Raw genomic sequence first — 25,468 nt, 5'->3', positions numbered from 1 at the left:
CGCGCTTAGCCAACGACCAGGTTGAGCAGTTTGCCCGGCACGTAAATGACTTTACGCACGGTCATACCATCCAGATATTTTGCGACCAGATGTTCCTGGCCTGCACGTTCACGAACCTGCTCTTCGGTTGCCTCTACCGGCACAGTCACTTTACCGCGGACTTTACCGTTAACCTGTACCACGACGAGGGTGGTGTTTTCCACCATCGCTTTCTCGTCGGCTACCGGCCATGGTGCGTTGTCGACATCACCTTCGCCACTCAGCAGCTGCCACAGCGTGAAGCTGATATGTGGGGTGAACGGGTTCAGCATACGTACCACGGATTGCAGAGCTTCTTGCAGCAGAGCGCGATCCTGCTCTTCTTCCGCAGGGGCCTTCGCCAGCTTGTTCATCAGTTCCATCACGGCCGCGATGGCAGTGTTGAAGGTCTGACGACGGCCAACATCATCAGTCACTTTAGCGATGGTTTTGTGAACGTCACGACGCAGCGCCTGCTGATCTTCGCTCAACGCGTCGACGTTCAGGGCAACCGTTGGACCTTTCGCAGTGTGTTCGTAAACCAGTTTCCACACGCGTTTCAGGAAGCGGTTAGCGCCTTCAACGCCAGATTCCTGCCACTCGAGGGTCATGTCTGCTGGAGATGCGAACATCATGAACAGACGAACGGTGTCCGCGCCATAACGTTCAACCATTTCCTGCGGGTCAATGCCGTTGTTTTTGGACTTGGACATTTTGCTCATGCCGGTATACACCAGCTCATGGCCTGCTTCGTCCTTCGCTTTCACGATACGGCCTTTCTCGTCGCGCTCAACGATGGCATCTTTCGGGGAAACCCAGTTGCGCTCGCCACTTTCGCCCAGATAGTAGAACGCATCCGCCAGCACCATACCCTGACACAGCAGCTGTTTAGCCGGTTCGTCAGAGTTCACCATGCCCGCATCACGCATCAGTTTGTGGAAGAAGCGGAAGTACAGCAGGTGCATGATGGCGTGTTCGATCCCGCCGATATAAATATCCACCGGCAGCCAGTAGTTGGCAGCGTCGGAATCCAGCATTCCTTCCTGATAGTCAGGGCAGGTATAACGCGCATAGTACCAGGAAGACTCCATAAAGGTGTCAAAGGTGTCGGTTTCACGCAGCGCTGGCTGGCCGTTAACGGTGGTTTTCGCCCACTCAGGATCGGCTTTGATTGGGCTGGTGATACCGTCCATGACCACGTCTTCCGGCAGGATAACCGGCAGCTGATCTTCTGGGGTTGGCATCACGGTACCGTCTTCCAGGGTCACCATTGGGATTGGCGCGCCCCAGTAACGCTGACGGGAAACCCCCCAGTCGCGCAGACGGAAGTTGACTTTACGCTCACCCACGCCCAGTTCTGCCAGCTTGTCGGCAATGGCGTTAAAGCCTGCTTCGAAGCTAAGGCCGCTAAATTCACCGGAGTTAAACAGGGTGCCTTTTTCGGTCAGAGCCTGCTCAGACAGGTCCGGCTCGGAACCATCAGCGTTCAGAATAACCGGCTTGATGGTCAGGCCGTATTTAGTCGCAAATTCATAGTCGCGCTGGTCGTGACCCGGGACAGCCATCACCGCACCGGTGCCGTATTCCATCAGCACGAAGTTAGCCGCCCATACCGGAACCGCTTCGCCCGTCAGCGGATGAATCGCTTTGAAACCGGTGTCGACGCCTTTCTTCTCCATCGTCGCCATTTCAGCTTCAGCAACTTTGGTGTTGCGGCATTCGTCAACGAAGGCAGCCAGTTCAGGATTATTGAGTGCGGCCTGCTGTGCCAGTGGATGACCTGCAGCCACGGCCAAGTAAGTTGCACCCATAAAGGTGTCAGGACGCGTGGTGTAAACGGTCAGCTTGTCAGCGTAATCGGCAACGTCGAAGGTGATTTCTACGCCTTCGGAACGGCCAATCCAGTTGCGCTGCATGGTTTTCACCGTGTCAGGCCACTGATCCATTTTATCCAGATCGTTCAGCAGTTCGTCAGCGTAGGCGGTGATTTTGATAAACCACTGTGGAATTTCTTTACGCTCAACTTTGGTATCGCAGCGCCAGCAGCAGCCGTCGATAACCTGCTCGTTCGCCAGTACGGTCTGGTCATTCGGGCACCAGTTAACGGCGGACGTTTTCTTGTAGACCAGGCCTTTTTTGTAGAGCTCGGTGAAGAACTTCTGCTCCCAGCGGTAGTATTCCGGGGTACAGGTCGCCAGCTCGCGGCTCCAGTCATAACCGAAGCCCAGCATTTTGAGCTGGTTCTTCATGTAGGCGATGTTGTCGTAGGTCCACGGTGCAGGTGCGGTGTTGTTTTTTACCGCAGCGCCTTCAGCCGGCAGACCAAACGCATCCCAGCCGATTGGCTGCAGCACGTTTTTGCCCAGCATGCGCTGGTAACGGGCAATCACATCACCGATGGTGTAATTGCGCACGTGGCCCATGTGTAGTCGGCCAGAAGGATAGGGGAGCATCGACAGGCAGTAGTATTTCTCTTTGCTGTTGTCTTCAGTCACTTCAAATGTGCGCTTATCGTCCCAGTGTTGCTGGACTTTCGATTCTATCTCTTCCGGGCGGTATTGCTCTTGCATGGCAGCCAGTGGTCCTGTTTTCAATACAGCTACAAACGTAGCCAATGGATGTGGTCATTCAGATCCGCATAGCATAGCCCAAACGGGCACGTCAAAACAGCCTTTCGCACACACCAGCCTGGCGTTTATTTACCGTGTCTGTAGCTTACCTGACAAAGCGATGAGGAAATAAGGTCTATTATTAGAGGACGTTAACCGCCCGGGAGATGAAACAATGAACAAGGTCGCTCAATATTATCGTGAACTGGTGACGACGCTAACCGAACGCCTGCGTAACGGAGACCGCGATATTGACGCGCTGGTCGAGCAGGCGCGTCAGCGCGTCAGCCAGACCGGGGAGTTAACCCGAACCGAAGTGGAGGAGCTGACAAGGGCCGTCCGTCGTGACCTGGAAGAGTTCGCCATCAGTTATAACGAAAGCCAGGATGAACTGAAAGACAGCGTGTTTCTGCGGGTGATTAAAGAGAGCATCTGGCAGGAACTGGCGGACATCACTGACAAAACGCAGCTGGAATGGCGCGAAGTATTCCAGGACTTGAATCACCATGGGGTGTATCACAGCGGGGAAGTGGTGGGGTTGGGCAATCTGGTATGCGAGAAATGCCACTTCCACTTAGCGGTGTATTCGCCGGATATGCTGCCCTTGTGCCCGAAATGCGGTCACGATCAGTTCCAGCGCAAAGCGTTTGAGCCCTAGGTAAATGCAAACGGCAATCTATAGATTGCCGTTTTAATGTTTGTACCCTCTCCCCGATGGAAGAGGGTATCAGACCGCACCAGCATTAAGTATTAGTGCAGGATTTTCGCCAGGAAATCTTTCGCACGGTCGGACTTCGGATTATCAAAGAACTCGTCTTTGTCGGAGTCTTCCACAATCTTGCCTTCATCCATAAAGATAACGCGGTTTGCCACTTTGCGGGCAAAGCCCATTTCGTGAGTCACTACCATCATCGTCATTCCTTCGTGCGCCAGCTCGACCATGACGTCCAGCACTTCGTTGATCATCTCCGGATCAAGCGCTGATGTGGGCTCGTCAAACAACATCGCTACAGGATCCATACACAGCGCGCGGGCGATCGCTACACGTTGCTGCTGGCCGCCGGAAAGCTGCGCCGGGAATTTATCGGCATGCGCAGAAAGCCCCACGCGTTCCAGTAATTTCAGCCCCTTGGTGCGCGCTGCCGTTTTATCACGTCGCAGCACTTTGACCTGTGCCAGGGTCAGGTTTTCGATAATCGACAGATGTGGGAAGAGCTCGAAATGCTGGAACACCATGCCCACGTGTGAACGCAGTTTTGCCAAATCAGTTTTCTTGTGGGTCACCTGCGTGCCGTTCACCAGAATCTCGCCCTGCTGAACCGGCTCAAGGCCGTTAACGGTTTTAATCAGCGTGGATTTGCCAGACCCCGACGGGCCGCAAACTACCACCACTTCGCCTTTTTTCACTTCCGTGGAGCAGTCGGTGAGCACCTGAAAGTGACCATACCATTTCGAAACATTTTTCAGGGAAATCATTACACGGTCCTTTTCTTCAAATAGCTGACCAACAGCGAGGCGCTTAAACTGATAACAAAATAGACGGCTCCCGCGAACAGGATCATCTCAACCTGGGTTCCGTCACGCTCGCCAATGGTGGAGGCGGTACGGAAGAAATCGGCAAGGCTCAGCACGTACACCAGTGACGTATCCTGGAACAGGACAATCCCCTGAGTCAGCAGCAGTGGCACCATTGCGCGGAACGCCTGTGGCAGAATAATGAGCTTCATTGACTGCCAGTGGGTCATCCCCAGCGCTAAGGCGGCATTGCCCTGGCCGCGAGAAACGCTCTGAATACCGGCGCGGATAATTTCTGAATAGTAGGCAGCTTCAAACATCGAGAACGCCACCATCGCAGAAATCAGACGAATATCGGCTTTCGGCGACAGGCCAAGCACCTGCTGCAGGAAGCCCGGAACAATCAGGTAGAACCACAGCAGCACCATCACCAGCGGAATAGAACGGAACACGTTCACATACGCGGTCGCAAACCAGGCCAATGGTTTGAAGGTGGACAGACGCATCACCGCCAACAGGGTGCCCCAGACGATACCAATGATTATCGCCGTGACGGTAATCTTCAGGGTGATAACCAGACCTGCGAGCAGGTAAGGCATCGACGGAACGATAGAACTCCAGTCAAAATCGTACATTATTTGCCTCCCATATTGCCCGGCAGGCGAACCTTACGTTCAACCAGATTCATTACCAGCATGATAACCGTGTTAATCAGTACATAAGCGAGGGTAATGGCGGTGAAGGATTCCCAGGCGTGCGCCGAATAATCTAGCAGTTTGCCCGCCTGTGCGGCCATATCCACCAGACCGATAGTCGAGGCGATGGCCGAGTTTTTCACCAGGTTCATCATCTCCGAAGTCATCGGCGGGACAATCACGCGATAGGCATTGGGTAGCAGCACATAACGATAGGTTTGTGGCAGCGTCAGGCCCATCGCCAGCCCGGCGTTTTTCTGACCGCGCGGCAGCGATTGAATTGCCGCCCGCACCTGTTCGCATACGCGGGCAGCAGTGAACAGCCCCAGGCACAGCATCGAGGAAACAAAGAACTGAATGTTAGGATCAAGCTCAGACTTAAACCACATGCCGAGGTTTTCTGGCAGCAGTTCCGGTATCACCAGATACCAGGTAAAGAATTGAACGATCAGCGGAACGTTACGGAACAGTTCCACGTACAGTGTGCCGAGCCCGGATAAGAACCGATTTGGCACGGTGCGCAGAATGCCGAACAGTGAGCCGACAAGGAACGCGATAATCCAGGCCGTGATGGACAGCGCCACCGTGACCTGAAATCCGCTCCACAGCCAGCCAAGATAGGTGGTGTTGCCGAACGGGGCTTGTTGCAGAAAAATACCCCAGTTCCAGTCGATTGACATAAATGGACTCCGAAAAAAAAAGGGTAGCAGCGCTACCCTCTAAGACTGCTAAGGAAACGATTACACGTCATCCTTCACCCTGTATCTTTGTTGGCCGCCTTCGCTCACCACAGTCACTTACTGAGGTAAGCACCTGCGGATTCGCTTAGTTGCCGCCGCGATACAGCCTGAATGATTTTGTGTAATTAATTTTTCATGGTGAATGGGGAACGACCATTCACCATATAGTCTGTCCGTATCTCCTCGCAATCGAGAGGGCAGGCGAGCCCGCCCATCATTGTTCTAGTTAGTTAAGTGCTTTGTCGTTTGGTGTTTTAAACAGTGCTTTCATGTCGTCAGACAGTTCGAAGTTCATGTTCAGGTTCTTCGGTGGAATTGGGTTTTTGAACCATTTATCGAACGACTTCGCCGCTTCACCGGAGGTCTGCGCCTGAGCGATGGTGTCATCCATCAGCTTTTTGAACTGCGGATCGTCTTTGCGCAGCATGCAGCCGTAGGCTTCTTTGGACTGCGCGGTGCCAACGATTTCCCAGTTATCAGGCTTCTTCGCTTTCGCACGTTCACCCGCCAGCAGGGCGTCATCCATCATAAACGCCACCGCACGGCCGCTTTCCAGGGTACGGAAAGAGTCGCCGTGGTCTTTGGCGCTGATGATGCGCATGTCCATTTTCTTCTCGTCGTTCAGCTTGTGCAGCAGAACTTCAGAGGTGGTCCCGGACGTCACAACAACCGCTTTGCCTTTCAGGTCAGCGAAGTCTTTGATTGCGCCGCCTTTCTTGACCAGCAGACGGGTGCCAACCACGAAGATAGTGTCAGAGAACGCAGCCTGCTTTTGACGCTCGAGGTTGTTCGTGGTGGAACCACACTCGAAGTCAAAGGTGCCGTTTTGCAGCAATGGGATACGGTTCTGGGATGTAATTGGGATCAGCTTAACCTGCAGGTCCGGCTTGTTGAGCTTCTTCTTGATAGCGTCAACGATAGCGTTGGAGTAATCCTGCGAGTAGCCCACAACCTTTTGCTGGTTGTCGTAATAAGAGAACGGTACAGATGATTCACGGTGCCCAACCACAATCACGCCGTTTTTAGCGATTTTATCCAGCGTGCTCTGGCCTGAAGCCTGTGCTGCGTCGTCGGCGTGCGCCACGCCTGCGGATATTCCCATCACCAGCATTGCTGCGGCCAGTTTACGTAATTGCATATCCAACTCCTTATCGTAGCGTCAGGGACGCACGGATACCCATGTGAGTGTTGTGTTGTTATTGCCTGCAACTTTAGTGTGCAGTGTTAAGCCAGTTTGTTAACATTTAGTTTGGCTTAATGTAAAGATTTTGCTGCGTTATTGTTTGTTTTTGCGAAGTGCGCCGCACCGTTTTAAGGCAAAAATGCTCTAATGCACCAAAAAGGTGCCGCCATTGAGCGCTGCTGGTGCGACCGGGTTGCACTAAGGCAAATGACGCAGCTCACTGAATTAACTAAGCAATTGGCGTGCCAGAAATGGGGTGTTGGGGTGAGGGGAAAATACGAAAACGGCAATCGAAGGATTGCCGTTTAGATTAATGACGTGAGAAGGGCTTTAGCGTCGACGCTTTCTACAACTCATCACCAGTGCGCCAAAGCCGAACAGCACGGTAAGTGCCCACAATGGCCAGTTGCCAAAACGCGCATACGGTGTCAGGCCGGTGGTTGGCGTCACCGTGGTGGTCAGCACATCGCGGGTGAACTGCGGGATCATCGCCTGAACGTCACCGTGCGGGTTGATAACCGCCGTAATCCCGTTGTTGGTGCTACGCAACAGCGGACGAGCCAGCTCCAGGGCACGCATCCGCGCCATCTGGAAGTGCTGCCATGGGCCAATCGATTTACCGAACCACGCATCGTTAGAAATGGTCAGCAGGAAATCGGTGTCCGGACGGAAGTTATCGCGCACCTGCTCGCCAAGAATAACTTCGTAGCAAATTGCCGGGGTCAGTTTCAGGTTATGCGCAGAAAGCTGCGGCTGAATGTATGGCCCGCGGCTAAACGATGACATCGGCAGGTCGAAGAACGGTGCCAGCGGACGCAGAATCGACTCCAGCGGCACAAACTCACCAAACGGCACAAGGTGATTCTTGTTGTAGCGGTCGGTGGAGTTGTAGCTGTACGGGTTATCTTTGCCCAGCGTAATGATGGTGTTGTAGGTGTCATAACGGTTTTTCGCGTTAAGACGGGAATCCACCACGCCGGTAATCAGCGAGCTGTTTTTGGCGCGCAGCATATCGTCCATCATACCGAGCAGACGCTGCTGATTGATTTCCAGGTCCGGGATCGCTGACTCAGGCCAGATAATCAGCTGCGATTTACCCATCACTTTTTCGGTCGCATCGAGATAAATCTTCAGCGTGTTGATGAGTTCTTTCTCATCCCACTTCAGCGACTGAGGAATATTGCCCTGCACCAGTGAGACCTGCGTCGTGCGCTCAGGCAGCAGCTGATACCACTGGATATAGCGCAGCGGGAACGGCAGCGCGAACAGCACCACGGCAGCCACCAGCGGACGCCAGTTACGGGTTACCAGCGCCAGCGCCAACAGACCGCTGACCATCATCAGCAGGAAGTTGATGGTTTCCACGCCCATCACCGGTGCCAGACCTTTCAATGGGCCATCAATCTGGCTGTAGCCAAACTGCAACCATGGGAATCCGGTCAGGACCCAGCCGCGCAGGAATTCGGTGATTTGCCATATTGCAGGGGCAGCTATCGCCACGCGGACCCAGTTGGCTTTCGGCCACAAACGCGCAAGCACACCGGCAAAAAGCCCGGTATACAGCGAAAGATAGGCGGCGAGGAGCACCACGAGGAACACATTCACCGGACCCGGCATACCGCCAAACTGCGCGATGCTGACGTAGACCCAGTTTATGCCGGAGCCGAATAAACCGAGACCCCAGAAGTAACCAATCCAGGCGCTTTGCAGCGGACGGCGATTAAGGGTTAATCCCTGAAGCCCAATCAGCGAAACAATCGCCGCTGGCCAGAAATCATAAGGGGAAAATGCCAGCGTTCCGCAGGCACCAAAAAGTAGCGCCAGCAGCAGGCGAATGTGCTGGCGTTCAATCAGAGAGGCAAATGCCATTTAGCGTTGTCGTCCCGTAAAATTAATCTTCCAGATTGGGCTGTGGCGCATCTTCCGGAAGTTTGACGTGTACCTGGATGATACGGCGGCTGTCAGCCATCGCAACTTTGAACTGGTAACCATCAATGTCAATGGATTCGCCGCGAGCAGGCAGGTGCCCGAACGCCTGCATCACCAGACCGCCGATGGTATCGACTTCATCATCGCTGAAGTGCGTGCCGTAGGCTTCGTTGAAGTCCTCGATAGAGGCCAGCGCGCGAACGGTCCAGGTGTGACGGCTCAATTGACGGAAATCGATGTCGTCTTCTTCATCGTATTCATCTTCAATTTCGCCGACGATCAATTCCAGGATGTCTTCGATGGTCACCAGACCCGAGACGCCGCCAAATTCGTCAATCACAATCGCCATGTGGTAGCGCTGAGAGCGGAACTCTTTCAGCATGCGGTCAACCCGCTTGCTTTCCGGCACCACCACCGCCTGGCGTAACACCTTATCCATGCTGAAAGCGTCGGAATCGCTGCGCATAAACGGCAGCAAATCTTTCGCCATCAGAATCCCTTCGATGTGATCTTTATCTTCGCTGATCACCGGGAAACGAGAGTGGGCGGACTCGATAATGACATCGAGACACTCGTCCAGCGTCTGGTTGCGTTTCAGGGTAATCATTTGAGAGCGGGGGATCATGATGTCGCGGACGCGCTGGTCTGCTATATCCATTACCCCTTCGAGCATGTCGCGCGTATCTTCGTCGATAAGGTCGTTTTGCCCGGAATCACGGATCAGCGCCAGAAGTTCATCACGGTTTTTAGGTTCGCCGTGGAACAGTTGGCTCAGTAAGAGGGAGAAGAATCCCTTTTTGCTGTTTAAGGTGTCGCTACTGTGTGAGTTGTCGTCGCTCATGGCGTCGTATGGGGTCTCATGTTAATAGAATGATTGCCGTCCCGCGTAAATTCAGCTTCCTCTTCATCCTTCAAGCTAACGTACCTGCAACTCGAATGATGTAGAGTATGGACGACATAAAATGCCTGTGCGGCGGCTAGCCGCCGCACAGGTTACTCTTTCTCGGCAATGTACGGATCATCATAGTTCAGAGCAAGCATTATCTCTGTTTCCAGACTTTCCATCTCTTCTGCTTCTTCGTCTTCAATATGGTCGTAACCCAGCAGATGAAGACTGCCGTGAACCACCATATGTGCCCAGTGGGCTTCCAGCGGTTTGCCTTGTTCTTCTGCTTCGCGTTCTACCACCTGGCGGCAAATGATGAGGTCGCCCAATAGCGGCAGTTCAATGCCTGGCGGGACTTCAAACGGGAAGGAGAGCACGTTGGTCGACTTATCTTTACCGCGATAGGTCAGGTTCAACTCGTGGCTTTCTGCCTCATCGACCAGACGAATGGTCACCTCCGACTCTGCCTGAAACGCCGGAATGGTGGCGTCCAGCCAGCGCTGGAATTGCGCTTCCTGCGGCAGACCGTTTTCGTTCTCGGTCGCGACCTGTAAATCCAGAATTACCGAACTCATTTGTGCTCTTGCTCCTGCGATGCCAGCGCTTCGCGTTTCCGCTCGGCTGCCTGCTCGGCTTTACGTTTTTGATCGGCTTCTTCCCACGCCTCATAGGCGTTAACGATTCGGGCGACCACTGGGTGGCGCACCACGTCTTCGCTGTGGAAGAAGTTGAAGCTGATTTCGTCGACTTCTGCCAGCACTTCAACGGCGTGGCGCAGGCCGGATTTCATATTGCGCGGCAGGTCAATCTGAGTAACGTCACCGGTGATAACCGCTTTCGAATTAAAGCCGATACGGGTCAGGAACATCTTCATCTGTTCGATGGTTGTGTTCTGGCTTTCATCCAGAATGATGAACGCATCGTTGAGCGTACGGCCACGCATGTAGGCCAGCGGCGCGACTTCAATCACGTTGCGCTCAATCAGCTTCTCTACTTTTTCAAAGCCGAGCATCTCGAACAGCGCGTCATACAGCGGACGCAAATATGGGTCGACTTTCTGGCTGAGATCCCCTGGCAGGAAACCGAGTTTTTCACCCGCTTCTACCGCCGGACGCGTCAACAGAATACGTCGAATCTCTTGTCGCTCTAGCGCATCGACGGCGGCCGCAACGGCCAGATAAGTTTTACCGGTTCCGGCAGGACCCACGCCAAAGGTGATGTCGTGGTCGAGAATATTGGCAATGTACTGCGCCTGATTCGGCGTGCGCGGTTTAATCACGCCACGCTTGGTCTTGATATTGATGGCTTTGCCGTAGTCCGGCACGCTGTCGGCGCTTTGCTCCAGCACGCGGGCTTCTTTGATAGCCAGATGAATCTGTTCCGGTTCGATATCCTGAGTCTGGCCACGCATTGGGGCCGTATCGACATACAGGCTGCGCAGGATATCTGCCGCTGCGTTTACGCAGATGGCGCGTCCGGTGAGTTTGAAATGATTATCGCGGCGGTTGATTTCGATACCCAGTCGTCGCTCCAGATGCTTGATGTTGTCATCAAACGGGCCACAGAGGCTCAGCAGGCGGTCGTTGTCTGCCGGCTCGAGGGTTACTTCACGGGTTTCTGTATTCAAGCTGTTCCTCTTTTACCAGGCGCCACGGCGGGCGTTTTTGAACGTGTATACGGAAATTATTCACGCCAGTGATTAAAGGCGCAAGCACTGAAATAGATGTGGGGGCAGGGCAGGGAAATGCAAGGCCTGCCCGACGGGCAGGCCACAGGATCACGGCTGGAAAATACCGACGCCGAGATCGTTCTCTTTGCGGGTACGGGCAATCACGGATTCCGGAGATTCCACCACGCGCAGGCCCATTTCCGCTTCGGTGCGGATAAGCTTGCCGCGCAGGGAGTTGGTGTAAACGTCGACGATTTCCACATCAACGAATTTACCGACCATCTCCGGCGTGCCCTCGAAGTTCACCACACGATTATTTTCGGTACGCCCGGTCAATTCCATGATGCTCTTACGGGAGGTGCCTTCCACCAGAATGCGCTGGACGGTGCCGACCATACGACGGCTCCAGGCCATAGCCTGCTGGTTGAGGCGCTCCTGTAGGATGTACAGACGCTGCTTTTTATCGTCGTCTGAGACGTCATCGACCATATCCGCCGCAGGCGTGCCAGGACGTGCGGAGAAGATAAAGCTGTAACTGACGTCCATATTCACATCGGCAATGAGCTTCATGGTCTTCTCGAAGTCTTCGTTGGTTTCACCAGGAAAACCAACGATGAAGTCAGAGCTGATTTGAATGTCCGGGCGCGCGGCATACAGCTTACGGATAATGGCTTTGTATTCCAGTGCGGTGTGGGTACGCCCCATAAGATTCAGGACGCGGTCGGAGCCGCTCTGAATCGGCAGATGCAGGAAGCTCACCAGTTCCGGCGTATCACGGTACACATCGATGATATCGTCGGTAAACTCAATCGGATGACTGGTGGTGAAACGAATGCGGTCGACACCGTCGATAGCTGCCACAAGGCGCAGCAATTCGGCAAACGAACCGGTGCTGCCGTCGTAGTTATCACCGCGCCAGGCGTTGACGTTCTGGCCCAGCAGATGTATTTCCCGTACACCCTGCGCCGCCAGTTGGGCGCATTCAAACAGGATGTCGTCGCACGGACGGCTGACTTCTTCCCCGCGGGTGTAAGGCACGACGCAGTAAGTGCAGTATTTGTTGCAGCCTTCCATGATCGACACGAACGCGGTCGGGCCATCAGCGCGTGGCTCTGGCAGTCGGTCGAATTTTTCGATTTCAGGGAAGCTGACGTCCACGATCGGTTTGCGGTGATCGCGCATACCGCGAATGGAACTGATCATTTCTGGCAAACGGTGTAGCGTCTGCGGGCCAAAAATAATATCGACGTAGTGGGCGCGCTGGCGGATAAGTTTGCCTTCCTGTGAGGCGACACAGCCGCCAACACCGATGATCACGTCCGGTCGTTTCGCTTTGATAAGTTTCCAGCGTCCCAACTGGTGGAACACTTTTTCCTGCGCTTTCTCACGAATCGAGCAGGTGTTCAGCAGCAGTACATCGGCTTCTTCCGCGATGTCAGTCAGTTGATAGCCGTGAGTGGCATCCAGCAGATCGGCCATCTTTGATGAATCGTATTCGTTCATCTGACAGCCCCAGGTTTTAATATGGAGTTTTTTTGTCATCGACTTAGCTTTGCTCGAGGAAACGCAGGGCGCGTATTGTAATGCTTTGTGGCGAGTGTGACCAGTATGACCCACCCGACGCCCAAAGGACAAAAAAATCCGGTAAACTTAAGGGATTGAGGTTTAAGGAAACGAGCCATGAGCAATCAACATACTGATGTCGCCGTCGTTGGCGGGGGGATGGTCGGGGGCGCGCTGGCGCTGGGGCTGGCGCAGCTTGGATTCAGCGTAACCGTGATTGAACAGGCGGCACCGCCCACATTTGATGCCGCGAGTCAGCCGGATGTGCGGATCTCCGCCATCAGCGCGTCGTCGGTCGGTTTGCTGCGTGGGCTTGGTGTGTGGGAGGCAATTCAGGCCATGCGCACCCACCGTTATTGCCAGCTGGAAACCTGGGAATGGGAAAGCGCACGCGTGGTGTTTAACGCCGCGGAGCTCAAATTGCCCGAACTCGGTTATATGGTAGAGAACAACGTACTACAGCTCGCCTTGTGGCAGGCGCTGGAGGCACATGGCAATGTCAGATTATGCATGCCGTCGTCGCTGGAAACGATGCTGCACGGTAGCGAAGGCTATCTGCTGGGCTTTACCGACGGCAGTGAGCTGAAGGCGAAACTGGTGATCGGAGCCGACGGTGCAAATTCTCAGGTCCGCCAAATGGCGGGAATCGGCGTTCATGCCTGGCAGTATCCGCAGTCCTGCATGCTGATTACCGTGGAGTGCGAGAACGAACCGGGCGACAGCACCTGGCAGCAGTTCACGCCTACCGGGCCGCGTGCGTTCCTGCCGCTGTTCGACCGCTGGGCATCGTTGGTGTGGTACGACACTCCGGTGCGCATTCGTCAGCTTCAGTCGCTGTCGATGGCACAGCTTGGACAGGAAATTGTGCGTACTTTCCCGGCGCGTCTCGGTAAAGTCAAAGCCGTTGCGGCGGGTGCATTCCCGCTCATACGTCGTCACGCGTTGCGTTACGTGCAGCCAGGTTTAGCGCTGGTGGGCGATGCGGCGCACACTATTCATCCGCTGGCGGGGCAGGGCGTGAATCTCGGCTATCGTGATGTCGACGCGCTGCTGGACGTGCTGGCGAATGCCCGTAGTCAGGGTGAAGACTGGGCAAGTTTGCCGGTGCTTAAGCGCTATCAGTCGCGCCGGATGACGGATAATTATTTGATGCAGTCGGGTATGGATCTTTTCTATGCGAGCTTCAGTAATAATCTTGCGCCGCTCAGAATGCTGCGTAACGTCGGCTTAATGGCCGCCGAGCGCGCGGGCGTACTCAAACGCCAGGCACTGAAATATGCATTAGGCTTGTAAGAGCAGGCGCGGTCGGATGGCCGCGCTTAACCATCACTCTGTGGAATGACAAAAACAAAAAAGCCCGCCGAAGCGAGCTTTTTTATTTTATTTGGCTGGGGTACGAGGATTCGAACCTCGGAATGCTGGTATCAGAAACCAGTGCCTTACCGCTTGGCGATACCCCAACTGAATTTTTGATGCTTAACGATGTTCACTGAAAAGTGGCTGGGGTGCAGGGATTCGAACCCCGGAATGCTGGTATCAGAAACCAGTGCCTTACCGCTTGGCGACACCCCATCAGGTGTTCTTTTCAGTTTTCGTACATCGTTTACTATATGGCTGGGGTGCAGGGATTCGAACCCCGGAATGCTGGTATCAGAAACCAGTGCCTTACCGCTTGGCGACACCCCAAGAATATGGTGGCTACGACGGGATTCGAACCTGTGACCCCATCATTATGAGTGATGTGCTCTAACCAACTGAGCTACGTAGCCTGAATTTTGTGTTGCCAGTGAGACTGGCTGGGGTACCTGGATTCGAACCAGGGAATGCTGGTATCAAAAACCAGTGCCTTACCGCTTGGCGATACCCCAATTGACTCACGCGAAAACGCTTGTTCTGGGAAAAAAAATGGCTGGGGTACCTGGATTCGAACCAGGGAATGCCGGTATCAAAAACCGGTGCCTTACCGCTTGGCGATACCCCATCCGTGCAACGCTTATTGGGAATGGTGCGGGAGGCGAGACTTGAACTCGCACACCTTGCGGCGCCAGAACCTAAATCTGGTGCGTCTACCAATTTCGCCACTCCCGCAAAAAAAGATGGTGGCTACGACGGGATTCGAACCTGTGACCCCATCATTATGAGTGATGTGCTCTAACCAACTGAGCTACGTAGCCTCTTTTTTTCGCGTTACCTTATCGGCGTTGCGGGGCGCATTATGCGTATTGAGCCAATAAGCGTCAACTTCTTTTTCAAGGAAAATGGCCGGAATGTGACTGTTTGGTTAGGTTGCGAACAGCGAGGCGAATTTATCGGCAATAATTGATTATTACGTCTTTTCTCCGTCCAATTATCGACCATAACGCAAAATGGGCCCTGAAGGACCCATCGTTAAAAACGTGACGTTATTTGTAGGCGGACTGATGCACGCCTACCGCACGGCCTGATGGATCGTTCATGTTTTTGAACGCGTCGTCCCATTCGATAGCCTTAGCGGAAGAGCAGGCGACTGACGGGCCTCCAGGAACGCATTCTGCCGCACTTGGCAGAGGGAACAGCTCTTCGAAGATTTCACGATATAAATACGCTTCTTTGGAAGACGGCGTGTTGTACGGGAAGCGGAAGCTCGCGGTTTCCAGTTGCTTGTCAGTAATCTGCTTCGCGGCCACTTCTTTCAGGCTGTCAATCCAGCTGTAGCCTACGCCATCGGAGAACTGTTCTTTCTGGCGCCATGCCACGCTTGCCGGCAGATAGGATTCAAAGCATTCGCGCAGAATGTGTTTTTCCATTTTGCCGTTACCGCACATTTTGTCCTGCGGGTTAATACGCATCGCCACGTCGAGGAATTTCTTGTCGAGGAACGGCACACGTGCTTCAACGCCCCAAGCGGACATCGCTTTGTTGGCACGGGCACAGTCAAACATGTGCAGCGCCTGCAGTTTACGCACGGTTTCTTCATGCAGTTCTTTCGCGTTCGGCGCTTTGTGGAAGTACAGGTAGCCACCAAACACTTCGTCAGACCCCTCACCGGACAGCACCATTTTGATACCCATGGCTTTGATTTTACGTGACATCAGGTACATCGGCGTGGAGGCGCGGATGGTGGTGACGTCATAGGTTTCGATGTGATAAATCACGTCGCGGATGGCATCCAGGCCTTCCTGCACGGTGAAGTGAATTTCATGGTGCACGGTGCCCAGGTGGTTTGCCACCTCCTGTGCGGCTTTCAGGTCCGGTGAACCGTCGAGGCCGACTGCGAAAGAGTGCAGCTGCGGCCACCAGGCTTCAGAGCGCTCCTGATCTTCCACGCGGCGGGCGGCAAATTTCTTGGTGATAGCAGAAATCACTGAAGAATCGAGACCGCCTGAGAGCAGCACGCCGTAAGGCACGTCGGACATCAGGTGGCTTTTTACGGAATCTTCCAGCGCCTGACGCAGCTCAGCTTTGTCAGTGACGTTGTCTTTTACTGCGTCGTAATCGAACCAGTCACGCTGGTAATAAGGACGAATTTCGCCATCCTGGCTCCACAGGTAGCTGCCTGCCGGGAATTCTTTAATGGAGCGGCAAACCGGCACCAGCGCTTTCATTTCAGAGGCAATGTACAGGTTGCCGTGTTCATCGTGGCCCATATACAGCGGGATGATCCCGATGTGATCGCGGCCGATCAGGTATGCGTCTTTTTCACTGTCGTACAGCACAAAGGCGAACATGCCTTCCAGCTCGTCGAGGAATTCCGGGCCTTTTTCCTGATACAGCGCCAGGATGACTTCACAGTCGGATCCGGTCTGGAACTGATAACGGTCGCCGTATTCTGCACGCAGCGCCTGGTGGTTGTAGATTTCACCGTTTACGGCCAGCGCGTGTGTTTTCTTTTCGTTGTACAGCGGCTGAGCACCGGCGTTGACGTCGACAATAGACAGGCGCTCATGGGCCAGAATCGCTTTATCGCTGGCGTATACGCCTGACCAGTCCGGGCCGCGATGGCGCATCAGGCGAGAAAGCTCCAGCGCTTTTTTACGCAGTTCGACCGCGTCCGTTTTGATATCCAGTACACCGAAAATAGAACACATAGCGACTTCTCCGTTAATTCTGTTGCGTGTTGTTGTGGCGTTGCATGACTTAAAAAATGCCGTAAAGCGAGCGAGTGCGCAAGAGAATTACCGGGGTTACAGAAAATAATGCAATGAGGATTAGAGAATAGTGAAAAACGCGTAGTGAATCGCAGTCGGGATTAGCGATTATGCAATTTATAGCGTGTTTTATTAGATGTGGCTCTGTTTTGCAGCGGTATAAAACAGAAAACCACGCCCGCGGACGTGGTTTTCATTCAGATTACGTCGATTTCGGCCACCGACGGATAAATCCACGACGGTCGGAACGGCATACTGTCGATGTCATCCACGGTCGACACCCCAGAGAGCACCAGAATAGTCTCCAGACCGGCCTGGAAGCCTGCCAGAATGTCGGTGCGCAGGTTATCGCCGACGATAACCGTCTGCTCTGAATGAGCCTGCATTTTGTTCAGTGCAGCGCGGATGATCCACGGGCTGGGCTTGCCGACGTAAAACGGCTTGCGTCCGGAAATCTTCTCGATGCCTGCGCACAATGCGCCACAGGCCGGATAGAATCCGCGGCCGTGGGTGTCCGGGTTAGTGGCAATGAAACGTGCGCCGTTCGCCACGAAGAATGCCGCTTTGTGCATCATTTCCCAGTTAAAGGAACGCGTCTCGCCCACGATAACAAAATCAGGATTCACATCGGTAATGGTAAACCCGGCTTTATACAATTCGTGGATCAACGCGCCTTCGCCGACTACATACGCTTTTTTACCTTCCTGACGACGCAGGAAATCGGCCGTTGCCATTGCTGAGGTATAAAACACGCTGTCCGGTACGTCGACACCCGCGGTGGCGAAGCGGTTGGCCAGGTCCTGACCAGTTTGCGAAGGGTAATTAGTCAGCAATACCAGCGGCATGCCTTTCTCCAGTACGCGGGTCAAAAACTCCGCAGCGCCAGGAACGGCGACGTTATCGTGCATCAGCACGCCGTCAATATCGCAAATGATGTTCTGAAGGGTCATGGACTGTCCGACGTCTTATTTTAGGAAAGGCGTAATTATACACATTATCCTCCCGTCTGCCTGTGCAGCGGGAGGAGAGAGAGGGCGGCTAACCTTCCAGCAGACGCTGGAGCAGCATTCCGTTGAGCATAGCGCGTTTGACGAGGGCGAAAGCGCCAATCGCAGAGCGGTGATCCAGTTCAGATTTCACCACCGGTAGGTTGTGACGGAACGCTTTCAGTGCCTGCGTATTGATGCAGCCTTCAATCGCAGGCAGCAGGATTTTTTCCGCGTCGGTGATTTCACCCGCGATAACCACTTTCTGCGGGTTAAACAGGTTAATGGCGATGGCGATGGTTTTACCCAAATGACGGCCAACCTGTTCAATCACTTCACTGGCCAGCGCATCGCCTTTATTCGCGGCTTTGCAGATAGCTCTAATGGAGCAATCATCCAGCGAGACTTTGCTCTGATAGCCTTTTTCCAACAGCAGGCGTACCCGTTGTTCGATGGCGGCGTTGGCGGCGACGGTTTCGAGACAACCGAAGTTGCCGCAGTGACAGCGTTCGCCCAGCGGGTCGACCTGAATATGACCAATCTCGCCGACGTTGCCGTTACGACCGATAAAAATGCGGCCGTTGGAGATGATCCCGGCGCCGGTTCCGCGGTGAACGCGCACCAGAATAGAGTCATCGCAGTCGTGCGTCGCACCAAAGTAGTGCTCTGCAAGAGCTAAACTGCGGATATCGTGGCCGACAAAGCAGGTCACTTTGAAGCGTTTTTCCAGCGCGCCGACCAGGCCCCAGTTCTCCACTTGAATATGCGGCATGTAGCGGATAACGCCGCTTTCCGGATCGACCAACCCCGGCAGGATAACCGAGATAGCAATCAGCTCGCGGATTTTGCGCTGGCTGTTTTCAATAAAGGTGGCGATGGTGTTGAGCAGCGCGTGTTCCAGGGTTTCCTGGGTGCGCTCCGGCAGCGGGTAGTGTTCTTCGGCGATGACTTTACTGCTCAGATCGTAGAGCGTGAGAGTCGTGTCATGACGCCCAAGCCGTACGCCGATAGCGTGAAAATTGCGGGTTTCGGTGATTATCGAAATAGCGCGGCGGCCCCCCGTGGAGGCTTGCTGATCGACTTCTTTGATCAGGCCGCGTTCTATTAACTGACGCGTGATTTTGGTCACGCTGGCGGGAGCAAGCTGGCTCTGTTCGGCAATTTGAATGCGCGAGATAGGACCATGCTGGTCAATCAGGCGGTAAACGGCCGCGCTGTTAAGTTGTTTAACGAGGTCAACATTACCAATTTGAGCGTGTCCGCCTGATGTCATACTTTACTTACTCAGCAACGACCTCGTTACCATTAACGATGGTCTTAGTGATTTTATAATCGCGAGTGAACGCGGTCAGGTTGGCTACCATGCCTGGTGCGAGGCTTCCCAGCTGTTTATCAACGCCGATAGCGCGGGCTGGGTAGAGTGTCGCCATACGCAGTACTTCATCCAGCGCGATTCCGCAGTGTTCCACCAGGTTACGCACGCCTTCGATCATGGTCAATGCTGAACCGCTTAAAGTGCCGTTCTCATCCACACACAGCCCATCCCGGTAGTATATTGTTTTACCAGCAAAAATGAACTCATCAATGTGTGCGCCTGCCGGAGCGGTGGCGTCGGTGACCAGACACAGCTTGTCGCCTTTCAGGCGTTTGGCGTTACGCACGTTAGCGAAATCAACGTGCAGACCGTCAACAATGATGCCGCAGTAAACGTCAGCTTCATCGAAAATTGCGCCTGCCAGACCTGGCTCACGCCCGGTGATGTAAGGCATGGCGTTATATAAATGCGTGGCAAAAGTGATACCGGCGCGGAAACCGATTTTAGCTTCTTTCAGCGTGGCGTTGGAGTGACCGGCAGATACCACAATCCCGGCGTCAACCAGACGGGTGATCACTTCAGCAGGCACCATTTCTGGGGCCAGGGTGACTTTGGTTATCACATCGGCGTTAGCACACAGGAAATCGACCAGCTCATGGTCTGGCTTGCGCACGAAATCCGGATTGTGAGTGCCTTTCTTGACGATGTTGAGCCATGGTCCTTCCAGGTGCAGGCCCAGCGCCTGATTCGGATATTTCGCCAGGTATTCGCGCATCACACGGATGCCCTGCTTCATTAATTCGTCGCTGGAAGTAATCAGCGTCGGCAGATAGCTGGTGCAGCCCGATTTCTCGTTGGCTTTTTGCATGATTTCCAGCGTTTCAACGGTCACCGCATCCGGACTGTCGTTGAACTGCACGCCGCCGCAGCCGTTCAGCTGAACGTCGATAAAACCGGGAGCAAGAATGGCGCCATTTAACGAGCGTTGCTCAATCCCGGACGGCAAATCGGCCTGTGGGCAGATACGTTCAATCAGGCCATTGGCGATAACAATCGCATGGTCATCCAGAATTTCGTGGCCGGTATAAATTCGGCCATGGGTTAATGCATACATTACGACCCCCGGTTTCAAAAAAAGCGACCGTCCCTCCAAATTAAGAGGGACGGGGATTCAATTACAGACCTTTAATATTTTCGGCTTCTAATTCGTTGAAGTACTTCAGTGTTTTCACTTTCAGTTCCATGGTGGACGGCTCGTCGCACACCATTACCGCTTTCGGGTGCAACTGCAGACAGCTGATGGTCCACATGTGGTTCACGTTGCCTTCAACGGCCGCTTGCAGCGCCTGTGCTTTCTGATGACCCAGCACCAGAATCATCACTTCTTCAGCGTCCAGCAGCGTGCCCACGCCTACGGTCAGTGCGTATTTTGGCACCTGAGTCACGTCACCGTCGAAGAAGCGGGAGTTTGCCACGCGGGTGTCATGGGTCAGGGTTTTAATACGGGTACGTGAAGAGAGGGAAGACGCCGGTTCGTTGAATGCGATGTGGCCATCGTTGCCTACGCCACCCATGAACAGGTTAATTTTGCCGTAAGAGCGGATTTTTTCTTCATACTGACGGCATTCTGCATCGATATCTGGCGCGTTGCCATTCAGCAGGTTAATGTTTTCAGCCGGAATATCAACGTGATCGAAGAAATTGCGGTGCATGAAGCTGTGATAGCTTTCCGGGTGCTCTTTTGCCAGGCCAACATATTCATCCATGTTGAAGGTAACAACGTGTTTGAAGCTAACCTGGCCCGCTTTGTGCATCTCTACGAGAGCTTTATAGGCGGTGAGCGGTGTACCACCGGTTGGCAGGCCCAAAACAAATGGACGGTCCGCGGTGGGTTTGAATGCATTGATGCGGTTGACGATATGACGGGCGGCCCATTTGCCTACTTGTTCTGCTGTCGCCAGGGGAATCAGTCTCATTGTTCACCTCAATAGTTAAAATAAATGTTGGCGGATTGGTACCGTATCTCTGTTAAGAGTAACCTGGTTTGGCAACGAGAGGCGGTAATCCGTCCTGATTTTTCGAATGATAAAATAAGTTTTCACTGTTAGCCAGTCTGAAGAGGGGGTGAAGACGATATTTGGTGATAAAAGTCACAAAAAAGGTGCTTTTAATTTGCGAGGCGAATTAATTTTCCACACACTCATAGAGCAAGTGATACATCGCTGTGCTTCAAGATAGTCACACTATAAAAATATACGGCTTTAACTCAGTCGGCTCGGGGTCTCATAGGGGGAATAAAAGTGAGTGTTCTAGGTTATTTACAAAAAGTTGGCCGCGCACTAATGGTGCCAGTGGCCACGCTGCCTGCCGCAGCCATCCTGATGGGTGTCGGCTACTGGATTGACCCGGTGGGCTGGGGCGGATCTAACGCACTGGCCGCGTTCTTCATTAAATCTGGCTCCGCAATCATCGACAACATGTCTGTGTTGTTTGCGATTGGTGTGGCTTACGGTATGTCCAAAGATAAAGACGGTGCAGCAGCACTGACCGGCTTTGTCGGTTTCCTCGTTTTAACAACCCTCTGCTCACCAGCAGCGGTGTCGATGATCCAACAAATTCCACTGGACCAGGTTCCAGCGGCCTTTGGTAAGATTAGCAACCAGTTCGTCGGTATCCTCGTCGGTATCATCTCCGCGGAACTGTACAACCGCTTCAGCAGCGTTGAACTGCCAAAAGCGCTGTCGTTCTTCAGCGGTCGCCGTCTGGTACCCATCCTGACGTCCTTCGTCATGATCGCGGTCGCTTTCGTTCTGATGTATGTTTGGCCGGTTATCTTCGATGGCTTGGTGGCATTTGGTGAACACATTCAGAAACTGGGTTCTGTCGGTGCAGGCGTGTACGCGTTCTTCAACCGTCTGCTTATTCCAGTGGGTCTGCACCACGCACTGAACTCCGTATTCTGGTTTGACGTTGCCGGTATTAACGACATTCCTAACTTCCTTGGCGGCGCGCAGTCTATTGAAGCCGGCAAAGCGGTTGTGGGTATCACTGGTCGTTATCAGGCGGGCTTCTTCCCGATTATGATGTTCGGTCTGCCAGGTGCGGCATTGGCGATTTACCACTGTGCACGTCCGGAAAACAAAGCCAAAGTGCTGGGTATCATGATGGCAGGCGCATTCGCGGCCTTCTTCACCGGTATCACCGAGCCTCTGGAATTCTCCTTCATGTTCGTGGCGCCAGTTCTGTACTTCATCCACGCTGTGCTGACCGGTATCTCCGTGTTCATCGCTGCCAGCATGCACTGGATTGCGGGCTTCGGCTTCAGCGCCGGTCTGGTGGATATGGTGCTGTCCTCGCGTAACCCGCTGGCGACACACTGGTGGATGCTTATCCCTCAGGGTCTGGTGTTCTTCGTTATCTACTACGTGGTGTTCCGTTTCACTATCCTCAAATTCAACCTGATGACTCCGGGCCGCGAACTGGCTGTTGCCGGTAGCGAAGCCGATGGTCAGGACGTGAATGTGAGCAGTGACAAAGAGCAGGACGCGACTGAACTGGCTCGCCAGTACATCGCCGCCGTTGGTGGCTCAGACAACCTGACCGGGATTGATGCTTGTATCACCCGTCTGCGTCTGAACGTGAAAGACTCCTCTCTGGTCAACGAAGCGCTGGCAAAACGCCTGGGTGCGTCGGGTGTGATTCGTCTGAACAAAACCAGCGTGCAGATTATCGTTGGCTTCGTGGCAGAAAAAATCGCTAACGCGATGAAAACCACCGGCCCGGTAGCTGCAGCAGAAGCAGCGCCAACTCCGGTCGTAGCACCTGCAACGGCAAAACCGCAGGCGGTGCCAAACGCAGCAACTATCGCCACGCTGGTTTCTCCAGTGACTGGTGATGTGGTTGCGCTGGAACAGGTTCCTGATGAAGCCTTCGCCAGCAAAGCGGTAGGCGACGGCGTGGCAGTGAAACCAACCGAAAAAACGGTGGTTTCTCCGGCGGCAGGCACCATCGTTAAAATCTTCAACACCAACCATGCGTTCTGCCTCGAAACCGAGAACGGCGCGGAAATCGTTGTCCACATGGGTATCGATACCGTTGCGCTGAACGGCCAGGGCTTCACTCGCCTGGTAGAAGAGGGTGCAGAAGTGGTTGCAGGTCAGCCGGTCCTGGAAATGGACTTGGACTTCCTGAACGCCAATGCACGCTCAATGATTAGTCCGGTAGTCTGTAGCAACATCGACGACTTTAGCGGCCTGGTTATCAAGGCGCAGGGTCAGGTTGTTGCAGGCGTAACACCGCTGTATGAGATTAAAGGCAAGTAATCGTTCCTGAGTAGGGTTTGTGCCTTAAGCGGTGGGGGGAAATCCTCCGCCGCTTTTTTATGGGGCAAGACAACCCAGATCAACAGCTAACCGCGCTTTTTCTCTAAGTAAGGGTTGTCTCCGCACGCAGCTTATAAGATCATACGCCGTTATATGTTGTCTACGCCTTGAGGAACCCGCGATGAGTGAGGCAGAAGCCCGCCCGACTAACTTTATTCGCCAGATCATCGATGAAGATCTGGCCAGTGGTAAGCACACGACCGTGCATACCCGTTTTCCGCCTGAGCCGAACGGGTATTTGCACATCGGTCATGCAAAATCTATCTGCCTGAACTTCGGCATTGCTCAGGATTACCAGGGCCAATGCAACCTGCGTTTCGATGACACCAACCCGGTGAAAGAAGACATCGAATACGTTGAGTCCATCAAGCAAGACGTTGAGTGGTTAGGTTTCCACTGGTCCGGCGAGATTTGTTACTCCTCTGACTATTTCGATAAGCTGCATCAGTATGCGATTGAGCTTATCAACAAAGGTCTGGCGTATGTGGACGAACTCTCCGCAGACGAAATCCGTGAATATCGCGGTACCCTGACGCAGCCGGGTAAAAATAGTCCGCACCGCGATCGCAGCGTGGAAGAGAACCTGGCGCTATTTGAAAAAATGCGTGCGGGCGGTTTCGAAGAAGGTAAAGCGTGTCTGCGTGCCAAAATCGACATGGCGTCTCCGTTCATCGTCATGCGTGACCCGGTACTGTATCGCATTAAATTTGCCGATCACCACCAGACCGGCAGCAAGTGGTGCATCTACCCGATGTATGACTTCACCCACTGCATCAGCGATGCGCTGGAAGGCATTACGCACTCGCTGTGTACGCTGGAATTCCAGGACAACCGTCGTCTGTATGACTGGGTGCTCGACAACATTTCTATCCCGGTTCATCCGCGTCAGTACGAGTTCTCTCGTCTGAACCTGGAATACACCGTAATGTCCAAGCGTAAGCTGAATCTGCTGGTGACCGACAAGCATGTGGAAGCCTGGGATGACCCGCGTATGCCGACCATCTCTGGTCTGCGTCGTCGTGGTTATACCGCCGCGTCTATCCGCGAGTTCTGCAAGCGCATTGGCGTGACCAAACAGGACAACACCATAGAAATCGCTTCTCTGGAATCCTGTATTCGTGAAGATCTGAATGAAAACGCGCCACGTGCGATGGCGGTTATCGATCCGGTTAAACTGGTTATCGAAAACTACCCGCAGGGCGAAAGCGAAATCGTCACCATGCCGAACCACCCGAGCAAACCAGAAATGGGCAGCCGTGATGTGCCATTCAGCGGTGAGATCTGGATCGATCGCGCTGATTTCCGTGAAGAAGCGAACAAACAGTACAAGCGTCTGGTGATGGGTAAAGAAGTGCGTCTGCGTAATGCCTACGTCATTAAAGCCGAGCACGTAGAGAAAGATGCGGAAGGCAACATCACCACCATCTTCTGTACTTACGATGCGGAAACCCTGAGCAAAGATCCGGCTGATGGCCGTAAAGTGAAAGGCGTTATCCATTGGGTAAGCGCACACCACGCGCTGCCGGTTGAGATTCGCCTGTACGATCGTCTGTTCAGCGTACCAAACCCGGGCGCGGCGGAAGATTTCCTGTCCGTCATTAACCAGGAATCACTGGTTATCAAGCAGGGCTATGCTGAGCCATCGCTCAAAGCCGCACAAGCGGGTAAAGCGCACCAGTTCGAGCGTGAAGGTTACTTCTGCCTCGATAGCCGCTACAGCACCGCAGATAAGCTGGTATTTAACCGTACCGTTGGCCTACGTGATACCTGGGCAAAAGTAGGCGAATAAGTTTCGCTTCTGCTAAAAGTAAAAAGCGTCGCGCAATGCGGCGCTTTTTTTATGTCATTTTT

Annotated in this window: 19 protein-coding genes and 8 tRNA genes; 4 read left to right on the top strand and 23 right to left on the bottom strand. The window is 53.7% G+C overall.

From position 1 onward, the window contains the following. Positions 1-5: 5 nt before the first annotated feature. The gene (gene leuS, locus MUU47_RS20855) at positions 6-2,588 is read right to left on the bottom strand and encodes a leucine--tRNA ligase (protein ID WP_258990052.1); all 2,583 of its coding nucleotides are present in this window, start codon (positions 2,586-2,588) and stop codon (positions 6-8) included. Between the two features lie 214 nt (positions 2,589-2,802). On the opposite strand from leuS, the gene MUU47_RS20850 reads away from it, so the two are divergent. After that, positions 2,803-3,285, top strand: coding sequence for a zinc ribbon-containing protein (locus tag MUU47_RS20850; protein WP_258990051.1), 483 nt, complete (start codon positions 2,803-2,805; stop codon positions 3,283-3,285). Positions 3,286-3,377: 92 nt separating this feature from the next. On the opposite strand, the gene MUU47_RS20845 is transcribed toward MUU47_RS20850, so the two are convergent. The 9 genes from MUU47_RS20845 to miaB all read right to left on the bottom strand — a co-directional run bounded on the left by MUU47_RS20845 (position 3,378) and on the right by miaB (position 12,786). Then, positions 3,378-4,103 carry an amino acid ABC transporter ATP-binding protein gene (locus MUU47_RS20845; RefSeq protein ID WP_258990050.1) on the bottom strand — a complete coding sequence of 242 codons (726 nt, stop codon included), beginning with the start codon at positions 4,101-4,103 and terminating at the stop codon, positions 3,378-3,380. Beyond that, entirely contained in the window at positions 4,103-4,777 is a 675-nt protein-coding gene (gene gltK, locus MUU47_RS20840) for a glutamate/aspartate ABC transporter permease GltK (protein ID WP_159754430.1), read from the bottom strand. Before gltK ends, MUU47_RS20845 begins: the two co-directional genes overlap by 1 nt. Then, the gene (gltJ, locus tag MUU47_RS20835; protein ID WP_258990049.1) at positions 4,777-5,517 is read right to left on the bottom strand and encodes a glutamate/aspartate ABC transporter permease GltJ; all 741 of its coding nucleotides are present in this window, start codon (positions 5,515-5,517) and stop codon (positions 4,777-4,779) included. Before gltJ ends, gltK begins: the two co-directional genes overlap by 1 nt. 286 nt (positions 5,518-5,803) lie before the next feature. Beyond that, entirely contained in the window at positions 5,804-6,715 is a 912-nt protein-coding gene (locus MUU47_RS20830; RefSeq protein ID WP_258990048.1) for an amino acid ABC transporter substrate-binding protein, read from the bottom strand. 375 nt (positions 6,716-7,090) lie between these two features. Continuing rightward, positions 7,091-8,629 carry an apolipoprotein N-acyltransferase gene (lnt, locus tag MUU47_RS20825; protein ID WP_258990047.1) on the bottom strand — a complete coding sequence of 513 codons (1,539 nt, stop codon included), beginning with the start codon at positions 8,627-8,629 and terminating at the stop codon, positions 7,091-7,093. 22 nt (positions 8,630-8,651) lie between these two features. After that, positions 8,652-9,530, bottom strand: coding sequence for a CNNM family magnesium/cobalt transport protein CorC (gene corC, locus MUU47_RS20820; RefSeq protein WP_159774227.1), 879 nt, complete (start codon positions 9,528-9,530; stop codon positions 8,652-8,654). Between the two features lie 152 nt (positions 9,531-9,682). Then, complete coding sequence (gene ybeY, locus MUU47_RS20815) at positions 9,683-10,150, bottom strand: rRNA maturation RNase YbeY (protein WP_110510128.1); 468 nt, start codon at positions 10,148-10,150, stop codon at positions 9,683-9,685. Then, positions 10,147-11,202 carry a PhoH family protein gene (locus MUU47_RS20810; protein ID WP_258990046.1) on the bottom strand — a complete coding sequence of 352 codons (1,056 nt, stop codon included), beginning with the start codon at positions 11,200-11,202 and terminating at the stop codon, positions 10,147-10,149. The genes ybeY and MUU47_RS20810 overlap by 4 nt, the downstream gene beginning before the upstream one ends. A 150-nt stretch (positions 11,203-11,352) precedes the next feature. Then, on the bottom strand, positions 11,353-12,786 hold the full coding sequence (gene miaB / locus MUU47_RS20805; protein WP_258990045.1) for a tRNA (N6-isopentenyl adenosine(37)-C2)-methylthiotransferase MiaB: 1,434 nt from the start codon (positions 12,784-12,786) through the stop codon (positions 11,353-11,355). 138 nt (positions 12,787-12,924) lie between these two features. Between miaB and ubiF the strand changes: the two genes are divergently transcribed. Further along, on the top strand, positions 12,925-14,100 hold the full coding sequence (gene ubiF, locus MUU47_RS20800; protein ID WP_258990044.1) for a 3-demethoxyubiquinol 3-hydroxylase: 1,176 nt from the start codon (positions 12,925-12,927) through the stop codon (positions 14,098-14,100). A 92-nt stretch (positions 14,101-14,192) separates the two neighbouring features. Here ubiF and MUU47_RS20795 read toward each other — a convergent pair. From MUU47_RS20795 to nagB, 13 genes are all read right to left on the bottom strand, one after another. Further along, positions 14,193-14,267 (bottom strand) — tRNA-Gln (locus MUU47_RS20795). 37 nt (positions 14,268-14,304) lie between these two features. After that, positions 14,305-14,379, bottom strand: a tRNA-Gln gene (locus MUU47_RS20790). 39 nt (positions 14,380-14,418) lie between these two features. Continuing rightward, a tRNA-Gln gene (locus tag MUU47_RS20785) sits at positions 14,419-14,493 on the bottom strand. Between the two features lie 6 nt (positions 14,494-14,499). Beyond that, positions 14,500-14,576, bottom strand: a tRNA-Met gene (locus tag MUU47_RS20780). 24 nt (positions 14,577-14,600) lie between these two features. Further along, positions 14,601-14,675, bottom strand: a tRNA-Gln gene (locus tag MUU47_RS20775). A 38-nt stretch (positions 14,676-14,713) separates the two neighbouring features. After that, positions 14,714-14,788, bottom strand: a tRNA-Gln gene (locus MUU47_RS20770). Between the two features lie 22 nt (positions 14,789-14,810). Continuing rightward, positions 14,811-14,895: transfer RNA gene (locus MUU47_RS20765), tRNA-Leu, on the bottom strand. Between the two features lie 9 nt (positions 14,896-14,904). Next, positions 14,905-14,981: transfer RNA gene (locus MUU47_RS20760), tRNA-Met, on the bottom strand. Between the two features lie 228 nt (positions 14,982-15,209). Next, complete coding sequence (gene asnB / locus MUU47_RS20755) at positions 15,210-16,874, bottom strand: asparagine synthase B (protein ID WP_258990043.1); 1,665 nt, start codon at positions 16,872-16,874, stop codon at positions 15,210-15,212. 257 nt (positions 16,875-17,131) lie between these two features. Further along, positions 17,132-17,884 carry a ribonucleotide monophosphatase NagD gene (gene nagD / locus MUU47_RS20750; protein ID WP_110510123.1) on the bottom strand — a complete coding sequence of 251 codons (753 nt, stop codon included), beginning with the start codon at positions 17,882-17,884 and terminating at the stop codon, positions 17,132-17,134. An 88-nt stretch (positions 17,885-17,972) separates the two neighbouring features. Then, positions 17,973-19,193 (bottom strand): DNA-binding transcriptional regulator NagC, encoded by a 1,221-nt coding sequence (gene nagC / locus MUU47_RS20745; RefSeq protein ID WP_258990042.1) that lies wholly within the window; start codon positions 19,191-19,193, stop codon positions 17,973-17,975. Positions 19,194-19,200: 7 nt separating this feature from the next. Further along, entirely contained in the window at positions 19,201-20,349 is a 1,149-nt protein-coding gene (gene nagA, locus MUU47_RS20740; protein WP_258990041.1) for an N-acetylglucosamine-6-phosphate deacetylase, read from the bottom strand. Between the two features lie 61 nt (positions 20,350-20,410). Beyond that, on the bottom strand, positions 20,411-21,211 hold the full coding sequence (gene nagB / locus MUU47_RS20735; protein WP_159774211.1) for a glucosamine-6-phosphate deaminase: 801 nt from the start codon (positions 21,209-21,211) through the stop codon (positions 20,411-20,413). A 324-nt stretch (positions 21,212-21,535) separates the two neighbouring features. On the opposite strand from nagB, the gene nagE reads away from it, so the two are divergent. Together nagE and glnS are read left to right on the top strand one after the other, a co-directional pair. Then, on the top strand, positions 21,536-23,557 hold the full coding sequence (nagE, locus tag MUU47_RS20730; RefSeq protein WP_258990040.1) for an N-acetylglucosamine-specific PTS transporter subunit IIBC: 2,022 nt from the start codon (positions 21,536-21,538) through the stop codon (positions 23,555-23,557). 181 nt (positions 23,558-23,738) lie between these two features. Then, complete coding sequence (gene glnS / locus MUU47_RS20725) at positions 23,739-25,406, top strand: glutamine--tRNA ligase (protein ID WP_258990039.1); 1,668 nt, start codon at positions 23,739-23,741, stop codon at positions 25,404-25,406. Positions 25,407-25,468: the final 62 nt, after the last annotated feature.

The sequence above is a fragment of the Scandinavium hiltneri genome, from assembly GCF_024764835.1.
GTDB classification, from domain to species: domain Bacteria; phylum Pseudomonadota; class Gammaproteobacteria; order Enterobacterales; family Enterobacteriaceae; genus Scandinavium; species Scandinavium hiltneri.
The sequence above is the reverse complement of the archived record's forward strand: the minus strand, read 5'-3'. Positions and strand labels throughout refer to the sequence as shown.